The 19582-nt window shown below is 64.7% G+C and carries 13 protein-coding genes; 2 read left to right on the top strand and 11 right to left on the bottom strand.

The genetic code is table 11. The features are described 5' to 3' along the window. Positions 1 to 145: 145 nt before the first annotated feature. The 5 genes from HA399_RS13585 to HA399_RS13605 form a co-directional block, all read right to left on the bottom strand. The gene (locus HA399_RS13585; protein WP_404325260.1) at positions 146 to 844 is read right to left on the bottom strand and encodes a DUF3047 domain-containing protein; all 699 of its coding nucleotides are present in this window, start codon (positions 842 to 844) and stop codon (positions 146 to 148) included. A 94-nt stretch (positions 845 to 938) separates the two neighbouring features. After that, on the bottom strand, positions 939 to 1580 hold the full coding sequence (locus HA399_RS13590; protein WP_404325261.1) for a CDP-alcohol phosphatidyltransferase family protein: 642 nt from the start codon (positions 1578 to 1580) through the stop codon (positions 939 to 941). 59 nt (positions 1581 to 1639) lie between these two features. Next, the gene (locus tag HA399_RS13595; protein WP_404325262.1) at positions 1640 to 3403 is read right to left on the bottom strand and encodes an ABC transporter permease; all 1764 of its coding nucleotides are present in this window, start codon (positions 3401 to 3403) and stop codon (positions 1640 to 1642) included. Continuing rightward, positions 3379 to 4662, bottom strand: a complete 1284-nt coding sequence (locus HA399_RS13600; protein WP_404325263.1) for an ABC transporter substrate-binding protein — start codon at positions 4660 to 4662, stop codon at positions 3379 to 3381. Before HA399_RS13600 ends, HA399_RS13595 begins: the two co-directional genes overlap by 25 nt. 67 nt (positions 4663 to 4729) lie before the next feature. Then, positions 4730 to 6952 carry an FAD-dependent oxidoreductase gene (locus tag HA399_RS13605; RefSeq protein WP_404325264.1) on the bottom strand — a complete coding sequence of 741 codons (2223 nt, stop codon included), beginning with the start codon at positions 6950 to 6952 and terminating at the stop codon, positions 4730 to 4732. Positions 6953 to 7249: 297 nt separating this feature from the next. Between HA399_RS13605 and msrA the strand changes: the two genes are divergently transcribed. Next, positions 7250 to 7927 (top strand): peptide-methionine (S)-S-oxide reductase MsrA, encoded by a 678-nt coding sequence (msrA, locus tag HA399_RS13610; protein ID WP_404325265.1) that lies wholly within the window; start codon positions 7250 to 7252, stop codon positions 7925 to 7927. Between the two features lie 89 nt (positions 7928 to 8016). On the opposite strand, the gene HA399_RS13615 is transcribed toward msrA, so the two are convergent. Beyond that, positions 8017 to 9336, bottom strand: a complete 1320-nt coding sequence (locus HA399_RS13615) for an MFS transporter (RefSeq protein ID WP_404325266.1) — start codon at positions 9334 to 9336, stop codon at positions 8017 to 8019. A 204-nt stretch (positions 9337 to 9540) separates the two neighbouring features. Here HA399_RS13615 and HA399_RS13620 point away from each other — a divergent pair, with 204 nt between their 5' ends. Further along, positions 9541 to 10515: a LysR family transcriptional regulator gene (locus HA399_RS13620; RefSeq protein ID WP_404325267.1), complete on the top strand. Its 975-nt coding sequence runs from the start codon at positions 9541 to 9543 to the stop codon at positions 10513 to 10515. A gap of 119 nt (positions 10516 to 10634) precedes the next feature. On the opposite strand, the gene HA399_RS13625 is transcribed toward HA399_RS13620, so the two are convergent. The 5 genes from HA399_RS13625 to HA399_RS13645 form a co-directional block, all read right to left on the bottom strand. After that, entirely contained in the window at positions 10635 to 11234 is a 600-nt protein-coding gene (locus HA399_RS13625) for a C40 family peptidase (RefSeq protein WP_213114414.1), read from the bottom strand. A gap of 311 nt (positions 11235 to 11545) precedes the next feature. Next, positions 11546 to 14173 carry a YbeU/YbeR family protein gene (locus HA399_RS13630; RefSeq protein WP_404325268.1) on the bottom strand — a complete coding sequence of 876 codons (2628 nt, stop codon included), beginning with the start codon at positions 14171 to 14173 and terminating at the stop codon, positions 11546 to 11548. A gap of 241 nt (positions 14174 to 14414) precedes the next feature. Continuing rightward, on the bottom strand, positions 14415 to 17498 hold the full coding sequence (locus tag HA399_RS13635) for an efflux RND transporter permease subunit (RefSeq protein WP_404325269.1): 3084 nt from the start codon (positions 17496 to 17498) through the stop codon (positions 14415 to 14417). 3 nt (positions 17499 to 17501) lie between these two features. Beyond that, positions 17502 to 18770, bottom strand: a complete 1269-nt coding sequence (locus HA399_RS13640; protein ID WP_404325271.1) for an efflux RND transporter periplasmic adaptor subunit — start codon at positions 18768 to 18770, stop codon at positions 17502 to 17504. Positions 18771 to 18854: 84 nt separating this feature from the next. Further along, a complete protein-coding gene (locus tag HA399_RS13645) occupies positions 18855 to 19481 on the bottom strand; it encodes a TetR/AcrR family transcriptional regulator (RefSeq protein WP_404325272.1) in 627 nt (208 codons plus the stop codon). Positions 19482 to 19582 lie beyond the last annotated feature (101 nt).

Here is a 19582-nt window from a genome sequence, read left to right on the forward strand (position 1 = left end):
CCCACTCTGTGGGAGGCCGGAACCGAAAGCCCCGCGACTGAGTCATCAGTCGCGGGGCTTTTTCGTGTCTGGCTTCGTGTCGGCCTGACTGGCTTGGCGCGCTTGTCAGCCCATTACACCCAGCTCTCTACCCCAGGCTCCCGGATCAGGCACCGCAGCTGGGCGGCGTGGCATCGTTGGAAAGGCTCAGACCACGAAACAGCGCCGTGGCATCACCGCCGGCATTGTCACCGTCAGCCATCAGCGCCAGCCCGGCAATCTCGCTCGGCTTGCTGCCAAACAGTGACGCGTAATCAGCACGCAGATCACGCACCTCCGCCACCCACTGCCCCACCTTCTCATCACCGGATTCAACGGCCAGCAGCACGGCACGATCCGTGAAGGCATTGTCCCAATGGCTGCCTTTGGCTTGATTGCTGGACCAGACGTAATTGATGGCCTCGACCTGCCACGGCAGGATACCGGTCTTGTTGACCACGTAGAGACGTGCCGGATAGTCATCGCCGCCCTTGGTCTTCTCGTTCACGCTCGGGTAGATGCCATCCACCTGCCAGCACCATTTCAGATAGGGCGTCTCTTTGAGCGAGATATCCTGCTCCAGATAGCGCGCGGACGCCTGGCCCTGGGCGCGCGCCTCGAGCGCAGGCCTGCCGTCGCGCTCCACCACGCGATAGGCCGTCTGGCCTTCGAAGGTCTTCTCGCCCCAGGCAAGAATCTGTGCAGGCGAGAAGGCCCTGTCAGCCGCGTGGGCCACCGAGGGCAGTAGCGCCGCCAGCAGGCCGCTGGAGGCGACTGCCGCGAACAGGGGCAGGAATGACGGCAACTGACGGGAAGCAATCTTCATTGGCAGGACTCCGAGGCGCCTGAGCAAGGCAAGTGAGCAAGGCGAGTAAAAAAGATGACAAGTCATGTCACCGGAAGGCCAGGTTCGCAGCGCATCAACTCTGGTCGGTGCCGTGATGCTGATCCTGGGCTCGCAAGGTGACATACCCTCCCCATACGCGCGTCAGCGTGGTCAGGATGCATGCCGCGGCGAAGATCCACGCCAACCACGCGAAATGCTGTGGCATCAGGCAGGCCAGTACGAAGAAGGCGATGGTCTCGGTGCCCTCGGTCAGGCCATCCAGATAATAGAAGGCCTTGCGGGTGAAATTGGGCCGCTCCAGCTGATGCTTGGCCGCCATGATGGCAAAGGCCAGAAAGCTCGAGCCCGTGCCGACGAAGGCGAACAGCAATGCCACCGCCGCCATCGCATTGGCACCAGGGTCGGCCAGTGCGAAACCCACCACCACGGCGGCGTAGAACAGGAAATCGAGACAGATATCCAGAAAGCCACCGGCATCGGAGCTCAGGCCGGCATGCCGCGCCAGCGCGCCATCCAGCCCGTCCACCACGCGATTGATCAGGATCGCGACCAGCGCGAGCCCGAAATGCCCATAAGCCAGCAACGGCAACGCCAGCATGCCGATGGCGAAGCCCGCGAGGGTCAGCTGATCCGGATGCAGACCGCGCGCCGCCGCACTTTTCGCAAGACGTTTCAGAGGCGGCTGTACCCAGCGTGAGGTCCACTTGTCCAGCATGTTGCATCTACTCCCATGAAGTCGTTGAGGTCATCGTCATTTCAGCACCTGACAGGCGCTCAGCCGCGCGTCGGCGAGACCGAGCGCCCGGCAGGTATCGCACGCGCCAGCAGGTAGACCAGCAGCGGCAGACAGGCCTGCAGGCAGGCGGCCACTGCCGTCAGGCGTGGGTCGGCTCCCGTCGCCAGCGCCAGGGTTTCGGTGGTCAGGGTCGGGACACGCCCGCCGCCCAGCACCACCGTCGGCACGTACTGCGCGATACTGACCGCGAAGGCCACTGCCCAGCTGATGGCCAGCGGCCTGAGCATAAGACGCAGGCGGATACCGATCAGCACCTCGAGGCGTGAACGCCCCAGCAGGCGTGCCGCCTGCTCGAGTCGGGTATCGAAGCGTGCCCAGGGGCCGGCCAGCGTCAGCCAGGCGTAAGGCAAGGCGAACAGCAGATGGCCGATCACCACTCCCGCCCAACCGGGGCTGGCCCCCAGGCTCAACCAGCCGACCTGAAAACCGAACAGGAAGCTGGCCTGCGGCAGCAGCAATGGCAGATAGAGGCAGACCACGAAGCCGCGCAGGCGGCCACTTTCCCGCTCACGCTCGAACACCGCCACGCTGAGGATGACGGCCAGCGTCGCCACCAGCAGTGCCAGCCACAGGCTGTTGCTGAAGGCATTCCCCAGGCCAGCGAGGGCCTGTTGCCAACTCTCCCAGCCCCAGCGAGACGGCAACAGCGCAGGGAAGAACCAGCTTCTGGCCACCGATTTAACGCCGATCACCACGAAGGCGAGCAATGAGATCAGCGTGACCACGCCCAGCACTCCGCGCGCGACACGCCCGAACAGGGCTTCACTCGCCAGCGCCAGGCGGCTTGCGCGCGCCGGGTGATGGCTCAGTACCCAGTCGCGATGCCAGGTGAGCAGAGCACGCCCCAGCGCCGCGCCCAGCGCCATCATCCCGATCACCAGCAGGGCCAGCATCAGAGCGCCGACACTCGCCGGCAGGCGCGCCGTCGGGTCACTGTCACGCCACAGCTCGATCAGGCGCACCGCCAGCGTCGGCGTACGCGTCGGCCCCAGCACCTGCGCCACATCCACCACCGCCAGCGAATAGGCCAGCACCGCGCCGATGGGCAAGGCGATCGCGCGCATCACCTGTGGCATCAGAATGCGCCAGCGCAGCTGAGGGATGCTGTAGCCGAGCGCCTGGCCTGCCTGAAGCTGCGCCGTGACCGGCAGGCGTGACAGCGCCGTCTGCGCCATCAGCATCAAGAATGGCGCCTCCTTGAGCGCCAGACCGACCGCCAGCGAGATGCCGTGGGCATCCGGCAGCGGATACTGCGGCGGCACCAGCACCTCGAAGGGCGCCAGCAGCAGGCGCATCAGCACGCCACTCGGGGCGGCCAGCCACAGCAGCCCCAGTGCGAGCGCCAGATGCGGCATCGCCAGTATCGGGGCCAGCAGGCGCTCCATGCGCTCGCCGAAGCGAGTCCCGGCGGCCGCCGAGACCCACCCCATGGTCAGCAGCACCGCCAGCAGCGTACCGCCGAGGCCACTGACCAGCGTCAGTCGAAAGCCGTCCGCCAGCCCGGGCAAGGCCCACCAGCGTTGCCAGGCGACCGCCGAGACTTGCTCGAAGCCCAGCGTCGGCCACAGCCCGAAGGCCGGCGCGACCAGACCGGCCAGCCCCAGCGCCGTCGGGCCGAGCAGCAACAGCAAGACGCCCCAGCGCAGCACGCGGGCGGGCGTCAGCGGTGCATGACCAGTGGCGGGGGCGACACGCCAGCGATCAGCGACCCATTGCGTCAGTTGCGATAGCGTCGCGCCCACTCGGCCTCCAACGCGTCGGTCCAGCTCGGGTGTGGCTCGCTGAGCGGAGTGCCCAAGGCCTCGGGCGACATGCTGCCGGGCAGCTGCGGCAAGGCCTCGAAGGCGGCGCGCTCTTGCGGCGGCAGGCGGGCGACATCCAGCACCGTGTCATCGCCCCAGCGTGAGGGGTCGGCCTTGGCGGCCTGGGCCTCGGCGGACATCAACTGATTGATCCACACCAGTGCTGCGGCCTTGTGCGGTGCACTGACCGGAATCGCCAGATAGTGCACATTGCCGAGGGTGCCGCCGTCATGGATATACGGCTCGATGGTCGGTGGCAGCCGCCCTTCCTGACGGGCATTGGCCACTTCCTGGGGCACGAAGGTCAGTGCGATCCACACGCTGCGCTGAGCGAGCAACTTCATCTGCTCTTCGGCACCGGCTGGCTGACGCTCGCCCTGCGCCCACATCAAAGGATGCAGCGCATCGAGATAGTCCCACAGCGGTGCGGTCACCTCAGCGAACTGAGCATCACTCCCCACGGGAGATGCCAGCACCTCGCGCTGCTCCACTGGCATCAATTCAATCAAGGCCTGCTTGAGGAAGGTGGTGCCGTGGAAGCTGGGCGGCTGTGGATAGGTCACCCGCCCGGGATGCTCTCTGGCCACCTCCAGCAGCGCCTGCATCGAGCGCGGCGGCGATTCCAGCAGCGCGGTGTCGTACATGAAGATCAGCTGCGCACGCCCCCAGGGCGCCTCCAGACCATCGGTGGCGAGTCCGAAATCGCGCGCACCGATCTCCTCGAGCAGATAGTCACTGTTGGGCAGACGCTCGACGAAGGGCCCCCACACCAGCTCGGCCTGCTTGAGCGCACGGAAGTTCTCGCCGTTGATCCAGATCACATCGATGCTGCCGTCGCGGCGCCCGGCCGCCTTCTCGGCCAGCAGGGTCGAGACGCTCTCGGCGGTATCGGCGATCTTGACGTGGCGCACCTCGATGCCATGCCGCGCCGCCGCTGTCTCGGCCTGGGCGCGCAGATAGGCGTTGGTCGCCTCACTGCCGCCCCAGGCATGAAAGTCGATACGTTGACCGCGCGCGCGCTCGGCGATCACCTGCCACTCGAGCGAGGCGAGCTCAGGGGTCGGGCGCCCGGCCTGCGCGTCGGCGGCATACGCCAGAGAAGCGGCCCAGGGACTGGCAGTGACGCCGGCCAGCAAGACCAGCGAGCCGCCCATCAGCGCCAGGGCACGACGGCGACCCGCCAGATGATTCGTCTTCATGAAGGGCTTCTCCTGATGGAAAAATGCCGCGACCCTGCACCTGCAGGCCCGCGGCATGATTCAGCAATTACTGTTTTTCGACAGCCACAGTCCGCTCGGCAGCATTTGCCTTGAGGGTCTTGGTCGGCTCGAAGCGGCCGTTGCGGCGCCAGGTGAAGTAACGGTCGAGCACCTTGAGCACGCCTTCCGGCTTGTGGGCATTCTTCCACATGCCTGCTGCGGCCTTGTTGGCCTCGGACAGCGTCGGATAGGGATGGATGGTGGACAGGATCTTGTTGAGACCGATGCCATGCTTCATCGCCATGGTGAATTCGGCCAGCCATTCCCCTGCCGAGGCGCCGACCAGCGTCACGCCGAGGATGCGATCACGCCCCTTTTCGGTGAGCACCTTGACGAAGCCTTCGGTGGCCCGCTCGGCCAGCGCGCGATCGCTCTCGCCCATCGCGTAATGGGTGACCTCGTACTCATAGCCTTGGGCCTTGGCTTCGGTCTCGTTGAGGCCGACACGTGCCACTTCCGGCTCGGTGTAGGTGACCATCGGCATGATACGGTAGTCGACCTTGAAGGTCTTCAGGCCACCGAACAGCGCGTTGACCGCCGCGTGCCACGCCTGGTGACCCGCCGCATGGGTGAACTGGTACGGACCGGCCACATCGCCACACGCCCAGATGTTCGGCTGCAGGGTCTGCAGCGACTCGGAGACATCGATGGTGCCACGCTCGGAAACCGCGATGCCCAATGCCTCGAGGCCGAAGCCTTCGACATTGGCTTCGCGACCGATGGCCACCAGCAGCTCATCGAACTCGATCCAGCTTTCCTCGCCTTCCGGTGATTCGACCACGATGTTACGCATCGGCTCGCCGTCCTTGCCGGTCAGTACCTCAATGCGAGTCGCATTGGAGTTCACTCGCAGATCGACACCTTCACCCGAGAGCTGTTCATGCATCAGCGCGCTGACTTCTTCGTCTTCACGAGGCATCACACGGGGTGCGCCCTCGATGATGGAGACCTGGCTGCCGAGACGCGCGAAGCTCTGACCCAGCTCCATACCGATGGGGCCAGAACCCAGCACCACCAGACGCCTGGGCTGCACCTTGAGGTCCCACAGGTTCTCTGAGGTCAGCGGCGTGATCAATTCCATACCCGGGATAGCTGGCACACGCGGACGGGCACCGGTAGCGATCACCACGTTGCGCGTGGTCAGCACGCGGCCATCGACTTCCACCTCCCAGGGCGTCTTGAGCATGGCACTGCCGGTATGCACTTCCACGCCGAGGCCTTCATAACGTTCGATGCTGTCATGCGGCTCGACGCTTTCGACCACGTCATGCACATGGCCCATCACCTTGGCGAAATCGATTTCCGGCTCGTTGGCGGTGATCCCGAATCGCGCGGACTGGCGAATCTCATGGGCCGCACGTCCGGCACGAATCAGCGCCTTGGAGGGCACGCAGCCGGTATTGAGACAGTCGCCACCCATCTTGTGCCGCTCGATCAGCGCGACACGCGCATTGACGGCGGAGGCGATATAGCTGGTGACAAGTCCGGCGGAACCGGCACCGATGACGACCATGTCGTAGTCGAAGGTCTTCGGCTTGGTGAAGCCCGCCTGCTGCTTGCGCTTGCGCAGCACGCCGACGATCTTCTTGGCGATCAGCGGGAACAGGCCCAGCGCGATGAAGGAGGCAATCAGTCCCGGCGAGAGGATGCCGGACAGGGATTCCAGCTGGCCCAGCTCACGCCCGGCGTTCACGTAGATGGCGGTGCCCGCCAGCATGCCCAACTGGCTTGCCACGTAGAAGGTGGCCACGCGCATGCGGGTCAGGCCCATCACCAGATTGACGATGAAGAACGGGAAGACCGGCACCAGACGCAGCGTGAACAGATAGAAGCCGCCTTCGCGCTCGACGCCACGATTGAGGGATTCCAGCTGACGGCGGAAGCGCTTCTCGATGCTCTCGCGCAGCAGAGTGCGGGAAATCAGGAAGGCCAGCGTCGCACCGATGGTGCTGGCGAAGGAGATCAGCAGCAGCCCCCAGCCGAAGCCGAACAGCGCGCCCCCCAGCAGCGTCAGCAGTGCTGCACCGGGCAGCGAGAGTGCCGCCATCGCCACGTAGACGACGAAGAAGGTGCCCGCGACCTTGTAGGGTGATTCCGCGAACAACGCCTGGAATTCGGACTGGCTGGCCTTGAGGCTCTGCAGGGTGAAGTAATCCTGTGCCCCGCTGGCGAAGAACACCACGATGGCAGCGACGATGGCGCCCAGAAGCAGTAACTTGCGTTTATTCACTGGCGATTTCCTTTTCGATTCCTGCCGTCATGGGCATGTCATTGGGATGTACCGTGTCCTTACGAGGCATGTCGCTGACTGGATGCACAGATTCGCGTAGCGGGGTGAATGGCAGTGGCTTGATCACGACAACGGTAACGTTTCATTCTGCATGTTCGCATCCATCCCACGTTTATTCGCGTAGAAACCTGATACAGGCAGTGAGGAATCAACAGCGCCAGTCGCCTCACGGCTCACCGAGACATGGAGATTTCCGTGTACTCATCTCGAAGGAATGACGCCTTTCCCGGAGACACCATGACCCGATACACGCGAATCCCCTTCCCTGCGCTCAGACGTCTCACGCCACTGGCAAGCCTGCTCGGCGGCCTGCTGCTTGTCGGCCACGCCCATGCCTTCGACCCGCAGACAGCGCCCAAGGGCGTCGCCGAAGGTGTCGCTCAGGGCCAGGAAGTCGCCATCTTCGCCGGTGGCTGCTTCTGGTGCATGGAAGGCCCCTTCGACAAGCTTGACGGTGTGATCTCGACCACCTCCGGCTATACCGCCGGCGAACAGGACAACCCGACCTACAAGCAGGTCTCCTCAGGCGGCACCGGGCACACCGAAGCGGTCAAGGTGGTCTATGAGCCGGAAAAGGTCAGCTACGACACCCTGCTGGAGGTCTTCTGGCACAACATCGACCCGGTCGCGGTGGACCGCCAGTTCTGTGATGCCGGCACCCAGTACCGCAGCGGCATCTACCCCCTCGATGAGGCCCAGCGAGACGCGGCAGAAGCCAGTCGCGATGCGCTGAAGGACAGGTTCCCCGAAGGGATCGCCACCGAGATCGAGGCGGCAGGGCCCTGGTATGCGGCCGAGGACTACCATCAGGACTTCTACAAGAAGAATCCGGTGCGTTATCGCTTCTACCGCGCCGGCTGTGGCCGCGATGATCGTCTGGAGGAGATCTGGGGTGACGACGCGCCCGCACACTGATCTCGCCCTCCAGGCCCTCTGAACGACAACGGCTCGCCATCTGGCGAGCCGTTGTCGTAGAGGGCCCTAAGTCTGTGCTGCTCTCAGGCTCAATACTGCGTGGTGGCCCGGCGCCAGCACAGGATCGCCAGCGAGAAGGTCACCGCCAGCACCAGTACGCTGGCCGCCACCACCCCGGGCCAGCCGGCAGCCTGCCAGAAGGGTTCCAGCCAGAAGCCACCGAGACTCGCGCCCAGATAGTAGGCGGTCAGATACAGCGCACTGGCACTGGCCCGCGCGCCTTCGGCATTGCGTCCGACCCAGGCCGAGGCAGTGGCATGCGCGAGGAAGAAGCCGAAGGCATTCAGGCTCAGGCCGATCAGCATGCCGATCAGCGAGTGACTCAGCGTCAGCAGCGTGCCGAGCATCACGATGCCGGTGCCCAGCATCATGGTCAGCGCCTGACCGCGTCGCTGAGCGATCGCCAGCGCGGCCTCACCGTCCTCAGCCGCACCTCCCGGCACCAGGCGCCGTGCCAGCCGGCCGGACTGGGAGGCGCCGAAGGTGCCCGCCAGATAGGTCAGGAACAACAGCCCCAGCCATTGACTGCTGAGCGACCAGGGCGCCTCACTCAGCCGGAAGGTCATGTAGCTGTAGAGATTGACGAAGATGAAGAAATTCAGCCCGCCGAGCAGGAACACCGGCCACAGCCGAGGGTTGCGCAGATGGCGACCCAAGCCTGCCAGCATGCTGCTCAGCTTGAGCGGCTGGGCGACGAAGCGTCTCTGGCGCGGCAGCAGCTGCCATAACGCCCCCAGCACCAACAGGCTGACGCCGCCGATGGCGGCGAAGCTGGCCTGCCAGCCCCAGTGCTCCGCTATCACGCCCCCCGCGACCCGCCCCGAAATGCCGCCCAGCGAATTGGCACTGATGTAGAGCCCCACCGCCATCATCAAGGCGGGTTGCTCCATCTCGTCACTCATGTACGCCACTGCCACCGCCGGCAGGCCGCCGAGCAGAAAGCCCTGCAGTGCGCGCACCGCCAGCAGCGACCAGAAGCCCTCGGCGAACAGTGCCAGCCCTGAACAGGCCACCCCGCCAGCCAGGGTCCACAGCAGGATACGCCGCCGCCCCAGCGCATCGGACAGCGGGCCGAACACCAGCAATGCCAGAGCCAGCGTCAGGGTGCTCACCGACAGGGACAGACTCGCCTGCAGCGAGCTCAGGCCCAGATCTGTCGCCAGCAGCGGCAGCAGCGGTTGCACCAGATAGAGGTTGATGAAGACCACGAAGGAGCCCAGACACAGTGCCTGGGTCATGCGCCGCCAGTCTCGCCCGCGCGCCTTGAGCGGCTCGGGCAGCTCGGACTGCGCGGTAGAGACCGAGGCGGCGGAATCGGGGGAAGAAGACGCGGAAAGCGATGAAGCCATCAGGTACCTGCACTCAATCAAGCATGGGGATGGCGCCAGTCTGCGCCGCGCGCTCGCATCAGTAAAATAGCTCGACATGATACTGGCCATCAGCAAAGCTGATGGCCGTGGCGACACAGGGATGTCGCAAACTGCGCCGAGAGGAAGCTGCGCTGATAAAGGACTCCGCGACGAAAAGGACCTCGCGATCAACAGGACCCCGCGATGAAACTGCCCTTCGATCTGCGTGCACTGGAGATTTTCGTCAGTGTCGTCGAGCACCAGAGCTTCACCACTGCCGCTCAGTCACTCAGCCTGGCCCAGTCAGCGGTCAGCCAGTCGATCGCCGGGCTCGAAAGCCGGCTGGGCACGCAACTGCTGGTCAGGGGCTCACGCGGTCTGCGCCTGACACCGGCCGGCGATACGCTGCTCGAGCATGCCCGGCCCCTGCTGCAACAGGCACAGCGCGCGGCACTGGCGATGGCGGAGCTCGAGGGGCTGGTCAAGGGCGAGGTGCGCATCGGCGTCTCCTCGATGCTCGGCTCCTACTACTTCCCGCCGCTGTTGATGGCATTCAAGGCACGCTATCCCGACATCAAGCTCAGCGTGATCGAGGGCGGCACCCTGAGCCTGCGCCGGATGATCGACAATGCCGAGCTGGACCTGGGCGTCATCGTCGAGGATCAGCTCGGCACCGACACCCACGGCCTGATTCGACGCCACTTCCTGAGCGAGGAAATGGTGGTCTGCCTGGCGAACGATCATCCGCTGGCCGCCCGCGCGCAGATCAGCGTCGGGGAGTTCTTCGCCGAGGAGCTGGTGGTCTTCAAGCGTGGCTACTTCCATCGCGACTTCATCGAGCGCCTGGCCAGCCAGCATGGTCTCGCGCCGAGCATCGCCTTCGAATCGAACCTGATCGCCCTCAACAAGGCGATCGTCGCGCGCGGCTTCGGGATCACCACCTTCCTCAAGCGTGTGGTCGAGGACGACCGTGAAGAGAGCAACCTGACCGCCGTCTCCTTCGATGAGCCCGCCTGGCTTGAGCTGTCACTCGCCTGGCGCCGCGAGCGCGGCCTGTCACGCGCCGAGCAGGCGCTGGTCGATTTCGTCATTGAACACTCGGCAGCCGGGAGGCCCGCCCCGGATGCCTTGAGCGCTGATGATCAGGCCCGCAGCATTGCACTGGAGCCTCCTTCCTGAGCAGTGGCTGACATTTGCCGGGGCTCACAAACGACAACACCCGGCCAGGGCCGGGTGTTGTCGGGGAAGGTACTTGTCTCTTCAAGAGCTTGTCTGTTTCAGTGCCAAGCGTGATCGGCTCACTGGCTGCGCATGGCCAGCTTCATCTGCATGGCCTCGTAGGGCATCGGGCGACGCGACTGCCAGTAGTGCTGGGACCAATAGACGTTGTCGAGCCGTGACAGCTTCACGCCTCGCGAGGTGGAGGCATGCAGGAAGTAGCCGTTGCCGACGTAGACACCCACATGGTTGTAGCGGCGTGAGGGACGGAAGAAGACCAGATCACCCGGCTTGAGCTGCGACTTGTCGATGCGCTTGCCACGCTTCACCTGGTCGGTGGTGGTGCGCGGCAGATCAATACCGAAGCCATCACTGAAGACATGCTGCATCAGGGCGGAGCAATCGATGCCGCGGGTGTTGGTGCCCCCCAGACGATAGGGCGTCCCGGCCCAGCGGTCATGCTCCTCCAGCAGGACATCGCGGATGCTCGGCCCTGACATGGCAAAGTCCTGCGACTCGGCGGCCGGCTGGGACGCGGACTGGCGATAGCGCTTGAGCTTCGGCAGTTCCGGCAGGTCCACATCGTAGTAGGCTACATCATTGGACGGTGTTGAGTGACTGGCACAGCCTGCCACACCCAGTGGCAGGATCAGAAAACAGCATAATAACGCGTGGCGCATCCAGCATTCCTCGTCGTGGGCCCGGCGCTGGAAGGGTGAAGGTGAGCAGCGCTTGCGGACGGCGATAACCATTGATGCATGACGATGATCGTTGATCGATCAGGGATAACACGGCGACTATCTGACAAGGTGGGCCGGATCAGGCAGCAGCACACCTTGCAACACGATGACGACAGTCAGATGACAAACTCGAGTCGTTCGCAGGATAGTAGTTCATGTTTCCGCAAACCGTATGCCATTGCCGCACAAGTTAGACCAAAGCATCAGAGAAAGTGCCCTCTGCCGCTCACCCAACCTGAATTGAATCCCGCTCAGTGCAACGTGCGAGCGTCTCCGCTCAGCACATCCAGATGCAACGCCGGCCAATGCCCCGGGCGCGCGCCCGGAAAATCGAGACTTGACCAGGCACCTGCCAGCGGTGGCGCCGCCGTCAACCACTGGATGAGCGCATCGCGGAAGCCGCGCAGGAAGCTGTCACGCTGGTCGGTGTCGCCCATGAAGAAGGCATAGCCGGCGAACAGCCCTCGGGCATATTCCTTCCAGCTGCCGTAGTGATCACGCGCCATCGCATAGGCGCTGTCCAGATAGGCGGTGAAGGTCGCATCGTCCAGCCAGCCCAGCTGTCGCCCGGCAATCGCAAGATCCACCATCTGGGCGATGTCCCACGCCGCCATGTCCAGCTCGTTGCAACGCGCCTCGTTGTCCCTGACGCGACGCAGACGGTCCAGATGCACCTGCTCATCATCGCCGCGCTCGGCGCTTTCCAGCACGTCGATCTCATTGTCGAGGCGGGCGCGATTGAGGGTGTAGGGGCCGTAATTGATCTGGTATTCGTCCCGATCACCGGCATCGCGCAGGAAGTCGAGGAAGCCCTTGAGCGCCTCGGCATTGGCGAGGCCATAATGGCCTTCGAGCCAGCCGCTGAGTTCCTCGACGCCCCGCCCGTACTCGACCATCGGCTCGCCCCAGCACGGCGTATTGAGCGGACCGCTCAGCGCCAGCGCCGTGAAGCGATCCAGACTCGGGCGCAGCCCCGGCTCCTGCCAGTCGCTGGCGCGCCAGTCGAGCCAATGGAACAGGCTGCCGGGGTCATCGAGATGCCAGCGGATCTCGTTGACCAGCGGATGATCCTCGAGTTCCGGCACCGCGGATTCCCACACCGCCCAGGCTTCCAGCAGACGCATGGCGTCCGGATAGTAGCGGCACAGGGCACTGCGCAGGCGCTCGGCACACTGGGCCAGCTCATCGGCCGGGAAATCACCGCTGTCCTGCACCATCAACAGATAGAAGGCGTACTTCTCGGCCATCACCACACTGGCGGGATAGCGATGACAGACGGCCAGACGCTGTCGGCGTTCCAGCTCGACGGCATCGGCACGCCCGAAGGGCGTCTGGGGGTCGGGCAAGGCACCACGCGCGGCATCGGCGGCCAGCTGGTTGAGATGATGCGCCTGCGCCGGCAGCCAGAAGCGCGCCATGCCCTGCACGCCATCGCGGGTGTCCAGCGCCAGCGTCTCGTTGAGATATTGGCGTGCCTCTTCGCGGCGCGCCGTATCGACCTCGGCGACAAGGCCCTGGCGATAGAGCAGGTCCGGCTCGCGGATACTGGCGATGGCCAGCACCCAGTGGCGGCTGTCATTGCGCCACGCACGAATCGCCGTGCGGCAGCGCTCACGCTGGGCGGCAGGCAGCAGCGCATGCAGCTCGCAACGCAGCGGCGTCAGCGGCGATGCCATCAGCGGACGCCAGTCACTCTCGGTGTCGCGGGTCAGATCGACACCCTCGAACAGACTGCGACCGCGCTGATAGGCGCGGGCCACGCCCTGCCAGTCGGCATAGCGGCGCACCAGCAGGTCGATGCCGTGGGCGGCGAAGTCCTCGCCCTCCTCACGACTCAGCCAGCCGGCACATAGCCCGGCGAAGGCGAGATCGACCAGACGCAGCCAGTCCCAGGCGGCGAATTCCAACGGCTCGCCACGATCGAGATACTGCAGCAGCAGCTCGCCATAGGCCGTCGGTGACGGGGGCTTTTCCAGCCCGCCATCGGCGACGTCGATGCTGGAGGAGGCATGCGCGGGGGCGCCCTTGCGCCCTTCCGTCTTGCGTTCGGCCTCTTCCTGAGCCGCATCCGCTTCCAGCTCATCCAGCCACTTGGCACGCTCGCTGTCGCTGGCCGTCATCAGGCGTGCGCTGTCGATGTCCCAGCCATAGCGATGCCCCTGCGAGGCCAGCCACAGCAACAGTCGAATCAGCTCATCACGCCCGGTGATCGCCCAGGTCTCGGCCAGCCAGCGCGTGACGTCCGGCCAGTGCGCCGCGGCGTCAAAACCGCTGGCACCGTCTTCGTGCGGGCCGCTGTCATCGGTGGTCAATGTCTGACCGCCGAGCCACGGCGAGAAGATGGCGCGCGCCATCCAGACCCGGTCGCGCTCGCCCTGAGGCCAGAGCTGCGTAACCGCCACCGGAGGCTGTGCCTCCAGCGCCTCCTGCAGACGCGGCCAGGTGACGCCGGCGTCTTCATGCTCCAACTGGGACAGCGCGAGGCTGGCCTCGAAGAAGCCATCATCGCCTCGCGTCCAGCCCGCATCGCTGCGCGAATGGGCCAGGGCCTTGAGCCAGTCATCCAGCGAGGTGAAACGCCCGCCGATCGCCGTGAGCAGGCGTATCAACCAGGCACGCGTGCGCGCCTCTGACAGCCAGCCGGCGGTACGTGCCAGCGCCAGCAACTCCAGCGCCTCCAGCTGGTGCAGCGGGTCCGGGGTGTCATTGGGGAAGGCCTCCAGCAGACGCCATCCCAACTCGCCCGCATCCGGGACTTCCTGGGCCTTCAGACGCGCGCACGCCTGGGCCGGTGTCCACACCGTTTCCGGCGCTGCACTGAAACCCCAACCGCACAACACCAGCTGTTGCCCCCACCAGGCACTCAGGGGTTCGACCAAGGCACACCTCACGACTCGATAGGATTCGACTGACGCAACACTTGCGACCGGGCAACTCGCAACCGGCGGCGCATAGTGTAACGGAAAGGGGCTTGCGGCGATGCCCCTCACGCAGGATAGCGAGCACGAACCACACCATGACGCCCGATGACAAAGGCACTGTCATCGGGCGTCATGGTGTGGGTGGCCGCGACTGCGCAGACCAAGATTACCGCATTCTCATCACATCAGGATCATCACATCAGGATGTCTTCATGGAGTTGTTGCCGGTCGGGATGCGGAAGAAGGCGCAGTACGCCACCGGCAGCACCACCAGCGTCAGCAGGGTCGCCACGCCCAGCCCGAACACGATCACCACCGCCATGCTCGAGAAGAAGGCATCCGGGAACAGCGGAATCATGCCCAGCATGGTGGTGATGGCCGCCATCGACACCGGGCGCACACGACTGACGGCCGCCTGCACCACCGCCTGGAAGCGATCCTCCTGCTCATCGAGCTGCACGTTGATCTCCTCGACCAGCACGATGGCGTTCTTGAGCACCATGCCGATCAGACTCAAGGTGCCGAGCAGCGCCATGAAGGTGAACGGCGCGCCGAACACGATCAGACCACTGACGATACCGATCAGCGTCAGCGGCACGATCGACCAGATGGCCAGCGCCTGACGCAGGTTGGAGAACAGCAGCACCGTAATCACGAACATGCCCAGCAGCCCCATCGGCAGCGAGGAGAACAGCGCCTCCTGAGCCTCGGATGAGGTTTCGTACTCGCCGCCCCACTCCAGGTGATAGCCCTCGGGCAGCTCGATGGCCTCGATCTTGGGACGGATACGCCCCAGCACGCTGGCGGCCGTTTCGCCGGACAGCGGCATCGGCTCTGCGTAGACCGCCAGCATGCGCTGACGATCGCGACGCTTGATCAGCGGGTCGCGCAGCTCTGTCTCGAGCGGCCCCATCACCGAGCCCGCCGGCACGTAGGTCTCCTGCTCATCGCTCCAGACGTTGAGGCTCGCCAGGGTATCGAGGTCGAAGCGCTGACGCTCTTCACCGCGCAGCAGAATCGGGATCAGCTCGGAGCCTTCGCGATAGACACCGACGCTCTCGCCGTCGCTGTTGATCAGCAGCGCCTGATGCAATGAGTCACGCGTCACGCCGACGCGCCGCGCCTGATCATCCAGGAATTCGGGCTCGATGCGATTGACGCGATTGCGCCATGACAGACGAATGCTGTCGGCCAGCGGCTCCTCCTCGAAGACGCGACGCACCTTGCCCGCCAGCTGACGCAGCACTGCGGGGTCTTCGCCGTAGAGGCGCGCCTCGAGACTCGCCTTGGCCGAGGGCCCGACCTGCAACGCCTGCACCTTGTATTCGACCTCAGGATACTCGGCGCGCACCAGGCGTATCACCTCCTCCATGCGCGCTTCGCGACTGGCCCGGTCCCGGGTCTCGACGATCAGCTGCCCGAAACTGGCATAGCTGTCTTCCGGCGAGTAGGTCAGCGTGAAGCGCTGGGCGCCCCCGCCGGTGACGCTGGTGACATGATTGACCTTGTCCATCTTGAGCACCTGCTGCTCAAGGTCGGCGATGCGCGCTTCCGTCGCCAGCACATCGGTGCCTTCCGGCATCCAGATATCGACGAAGAACAGCGGTGTCGAGGCATCCGGGAAGAAGGCATTCTTGACCTGCCCGAAGCTCATCACGGCCGCCACCAGCAACGCCACCGCGCCTCCCAGGGTCAGCCAGCGCAGGCGAATCGCCCAGCTCAGCAGGCTGCGGAAGCCACGGAAGATGACGCCACGATAGGGGTCTTCCTCCTGATTCTCATCCGTGTCACTGCCTGCCGTCTCCCGCGCTTCGCGGAAGAACATGTCGAAGAAGAACGGTGTCAGCGTCAGGGCGGTGATCCAGCTCAACAGCAACGAGTAGCACAGCACCCAGAACAATGACCCGACGAACTCGCCGGTGGCATCCGGCGACAGACCGATGGGCGCGAAGGCGGTGATCGCGATCACCGTGGCCCCCAGCAGCGGCATGCGGTTCTGGTTGACGACCTCGAAGGCGGCCTGGCGCTTGGTCTTGCCGCGCTTGAGGCCGATCAACATGCCCTCGGTGACCACGATGGCGTTGTCCACCAGCATGCCCAACGCGATGATCAAGGCCCCCAGCGAGATCTTCTGCAGCTCGATGCCATGAATCGACATCATCACGAAGGTGCCGAGAATGGTGATCAACAGCACCAGCCCCATCAGCACGCCGCTCTTGACGCCCATGAATACCAGCAGCACCAGAATCACGATGCCGACGGCCTCGGCCAGGTTGATCAAGAAGCCGGACACCGCCTCATCCACCACCTGCGGCTGGTGATAGACCGTGGTCAGCTCCATGCCCAGCGGCATGCGCGACTCAAGCTCGCCAAGACGCTTGTCGACCAGCGCACCGACCTCGACCACATTGACGCCAGAGGCGAACGAGATGCCCAGCGACAGCGCCGTCTCACCATCGGTGTGATAGAGGCGCGACGGCGATTCGGTGTACTCGCGGCTGACCGAGGCGATATCGCCGAGACGAATCAGGCCACCATTGCCGGGACGACCGACCACCAGACGCTCCAGGTCCTGCACGCTCTGGAACTCGCCACTTGGCTGCAGTTCCAGCGACAGGCCGTTCTGACGGATACGCCCGGCGTCACCGACCACGTTCTGGGCATTGAGCAGGTTGGCGAGCTGATCCGGCGAGATGTTCAACGCCTGCATGCGATCACGATCCAGCGCGACGATGACCTGCTCGCTGCGCGCGCCGACGATGGAGACCTTCTTGACCCCCTCCACCAGCGTCAGCTCGCGCTGCAGGAAGTCGGCCTGGTCCTCGAGATCATGCGCCGAATAGCCCTTGCCGCTCAGGTTGTAGAGCAGCCCGAACACATCGCCGAAGTCGTCATTGACGATCGAGGAGCCACTGCCGGGCGGCAGGCTCGACTGGGCGTCATTGATCTTGCGGCGCAGCAGGTCCCAGTACTGCTGCATCTCGCCTTCGCGCACGCTGCTCTCTAGCTCCAGCGTGATCTGGGAAAGACCGGAGCTGTTGACCGAGCTGACGCGCTTGAGATTGGGAATCTGCTGGATCGCCTTCTCCAGCGGCAGCGTGACTTCCTCTTCCACCTGCTTGGGCGTCGCGCCCGGATACTGGGTAATCACCACCGCGTTGCGAATGGTGAACTCGGGAAATTCCAGCTGGCCGAGGCCGAAGAAGGAGGTCACGCCACCCACCGATAGCAGCAGCACGACCATCCAGCTGATGACCTTGTGTCTCAGGAAATAATCGACCATGGATCAGAGCCCCGCTTCCTTGACCCAGGGGCGCACAGGCTCCCCGGCTTCCATGCGACTGGCGCCCGCCGTGACCAGACGGTCACCGGCACTCAGTTCTCCCGTGATCACCAGCCCTTCGCCGGTGGCCTGCAGTACCGTGACCGGCACGGCCTCGACGGTACCCTGGGCGCCAGCTTCCTGCTGCTTGCCCTCGCTCTTGCCCTCATTCTTGCCGTCGTCTGAGCCGGTGTCCGTGGTGGCGTCATTGTTGATCGGTGCGCTCGCCTGGGCGTCACCGCCCTTGGGCACATAGCGCCACACCACAGCCTGGTTCGGGCTTTCCTCCCGGGTGACCACCGCCTCGATCGGCACGCGCCACTGGCCCTGGGTCGCCGCCGTCAGCTGCTGCATGTCCAGCTCCACGGTGGCGCTCATGCCTGACAGCACGGTGATGTCCTGCGGCTCCGGCAGCGTCAGGGTGACTTCATAGCTCAGCGAGCCCTCGCTGGCGCTGGTGTCGTGCTCCTTGTAACGGGCCGGGTAGCGCGACTCGCCACTGCCGAAGCGCACCCAGGCCAGGGCGGCATCCTCAAGGCGTCCGGCCTCGGCACGCTCACGATCGATGGCGCGCACCTGACGCTCCGGCATGTTGAAGATCACGTCGATCTGCCCCGGCTGCTGCAGCACGGCGATGGTTTCCTGGGCGGCGACCACCTGATAGTTGTCCACCGGCACGCGCGCGATCACCCCGTCATAGGGCGCCTTGAGATAGGTGTAGCTGAGCTGGTCCTGCGCCTGGGAATACTGGGCCTGCGCCGACTGGAATTCGGCCTGCGCCTCATCGAAGCGCGCCCGACTGATGGCGCCCTTCTCCACCGAGTACTTCATGCGCTTGTAGGTCGCCTGCGCCAGATTGAAACTGGAGCGGGCATTGTTGAGCTCACTTCTGGCATCGCGATCATCCAGGCGCGCGATCAGCTCGCCCTTCTCGACCTCCTGGCCGGCCTGGACCTTGAGTTCGCGCAGCTCACCGCCGATGCGGAACGACAGGTTGGAGCGCTCCGAGGCCTCGACCACACCGGGGTAGCGCTGGATGACACCGCCGCCTTCATCCGACAGCGACAGCAACTTGACCGGATGCACCTTCTGCTTCTCCAGCGGCGCCTCTTCCTCGCTGCAGGCCGCAAGCCCGAGGGCCAGCACGAGTCCGGCGAACAGCTGAAGGACGCGGCCTCCCCGCCAGGCGAAAGGAGTACGCAGGTGTGGCTTGGCACCAGGTCGAAGTTTCATCAGCGGGCCCTTGAGTCGTTGGAATAAAATGGCACAAGCGAAAATCTGTCATCTGTCCGGCGTGCGCTGCGGGGCTGGCTGCCCTCACTGGCGAAGCGCGATCGCGTCCCAGGCCATCTCGAAGGCCTGGTCGAAGCTGGCATCACTGATGGCCGGCAACTGGCAACTGGAGCCCTGCAGCAGGCTGTAGATCGACCGGAACATGAACACCTCGATGAGGGCGAGATCGATCTGCTTGAGGATGCCGGACTGCTGGCCCTGTGCGAAGGCGTCCAGCAAGGGCGCGGCGCGCTCCTGATTGGCCACCCTCAGGGCGTCCTGCATATGGGAAGAGTGCAGAAACTGATCGTGAAAGAGGAACAACGCAGGCTGACGGCGCCCCAGCGCCACCAGGGCATTCCACACCCGACACAGTGCCGACTTCAGCTGCTGGGCGGCCGGCGACAGCGGTGACGGCTCGGCCTCGAATGCCTCTGCCGGCTCGGCCTGGAAGGCCTCGATGGCGACCGCGATGATGCGCCGGCTGACCTCACGAAAGGTCGCCTCCAGCAGGTCATCCTTGTCGCGGTAGTAGAGATAGAGCGTGCCGGGCGACATGCCGGCGGCACGTGCGATGCGCGCCACGGAGGTCACGGCAAAACCATGCTCGGCCACCTCATGCAGCGTGGCTTCCAGCAACGCCTGCTGCTTGTGTTCATCACGATGGCGCATGGCCCGTCTGCCTCTGGTCTGGTCTGGTCTGTTCAGCTCAGTTCTGGTCTGATCTGGTCTTGAGCGAATCCTCACAAAATAAATGAACGTTCATTTATTTA

The organism is Cobetia sp. UIB-001, from assembly GCF_044789135.1.
GTDB lineage: Bacteria > Pseudomonadota > Gammaproteobacteria > Pseudomonadales > Halomonadaceae > Cobetia > Cobetia amphilecti.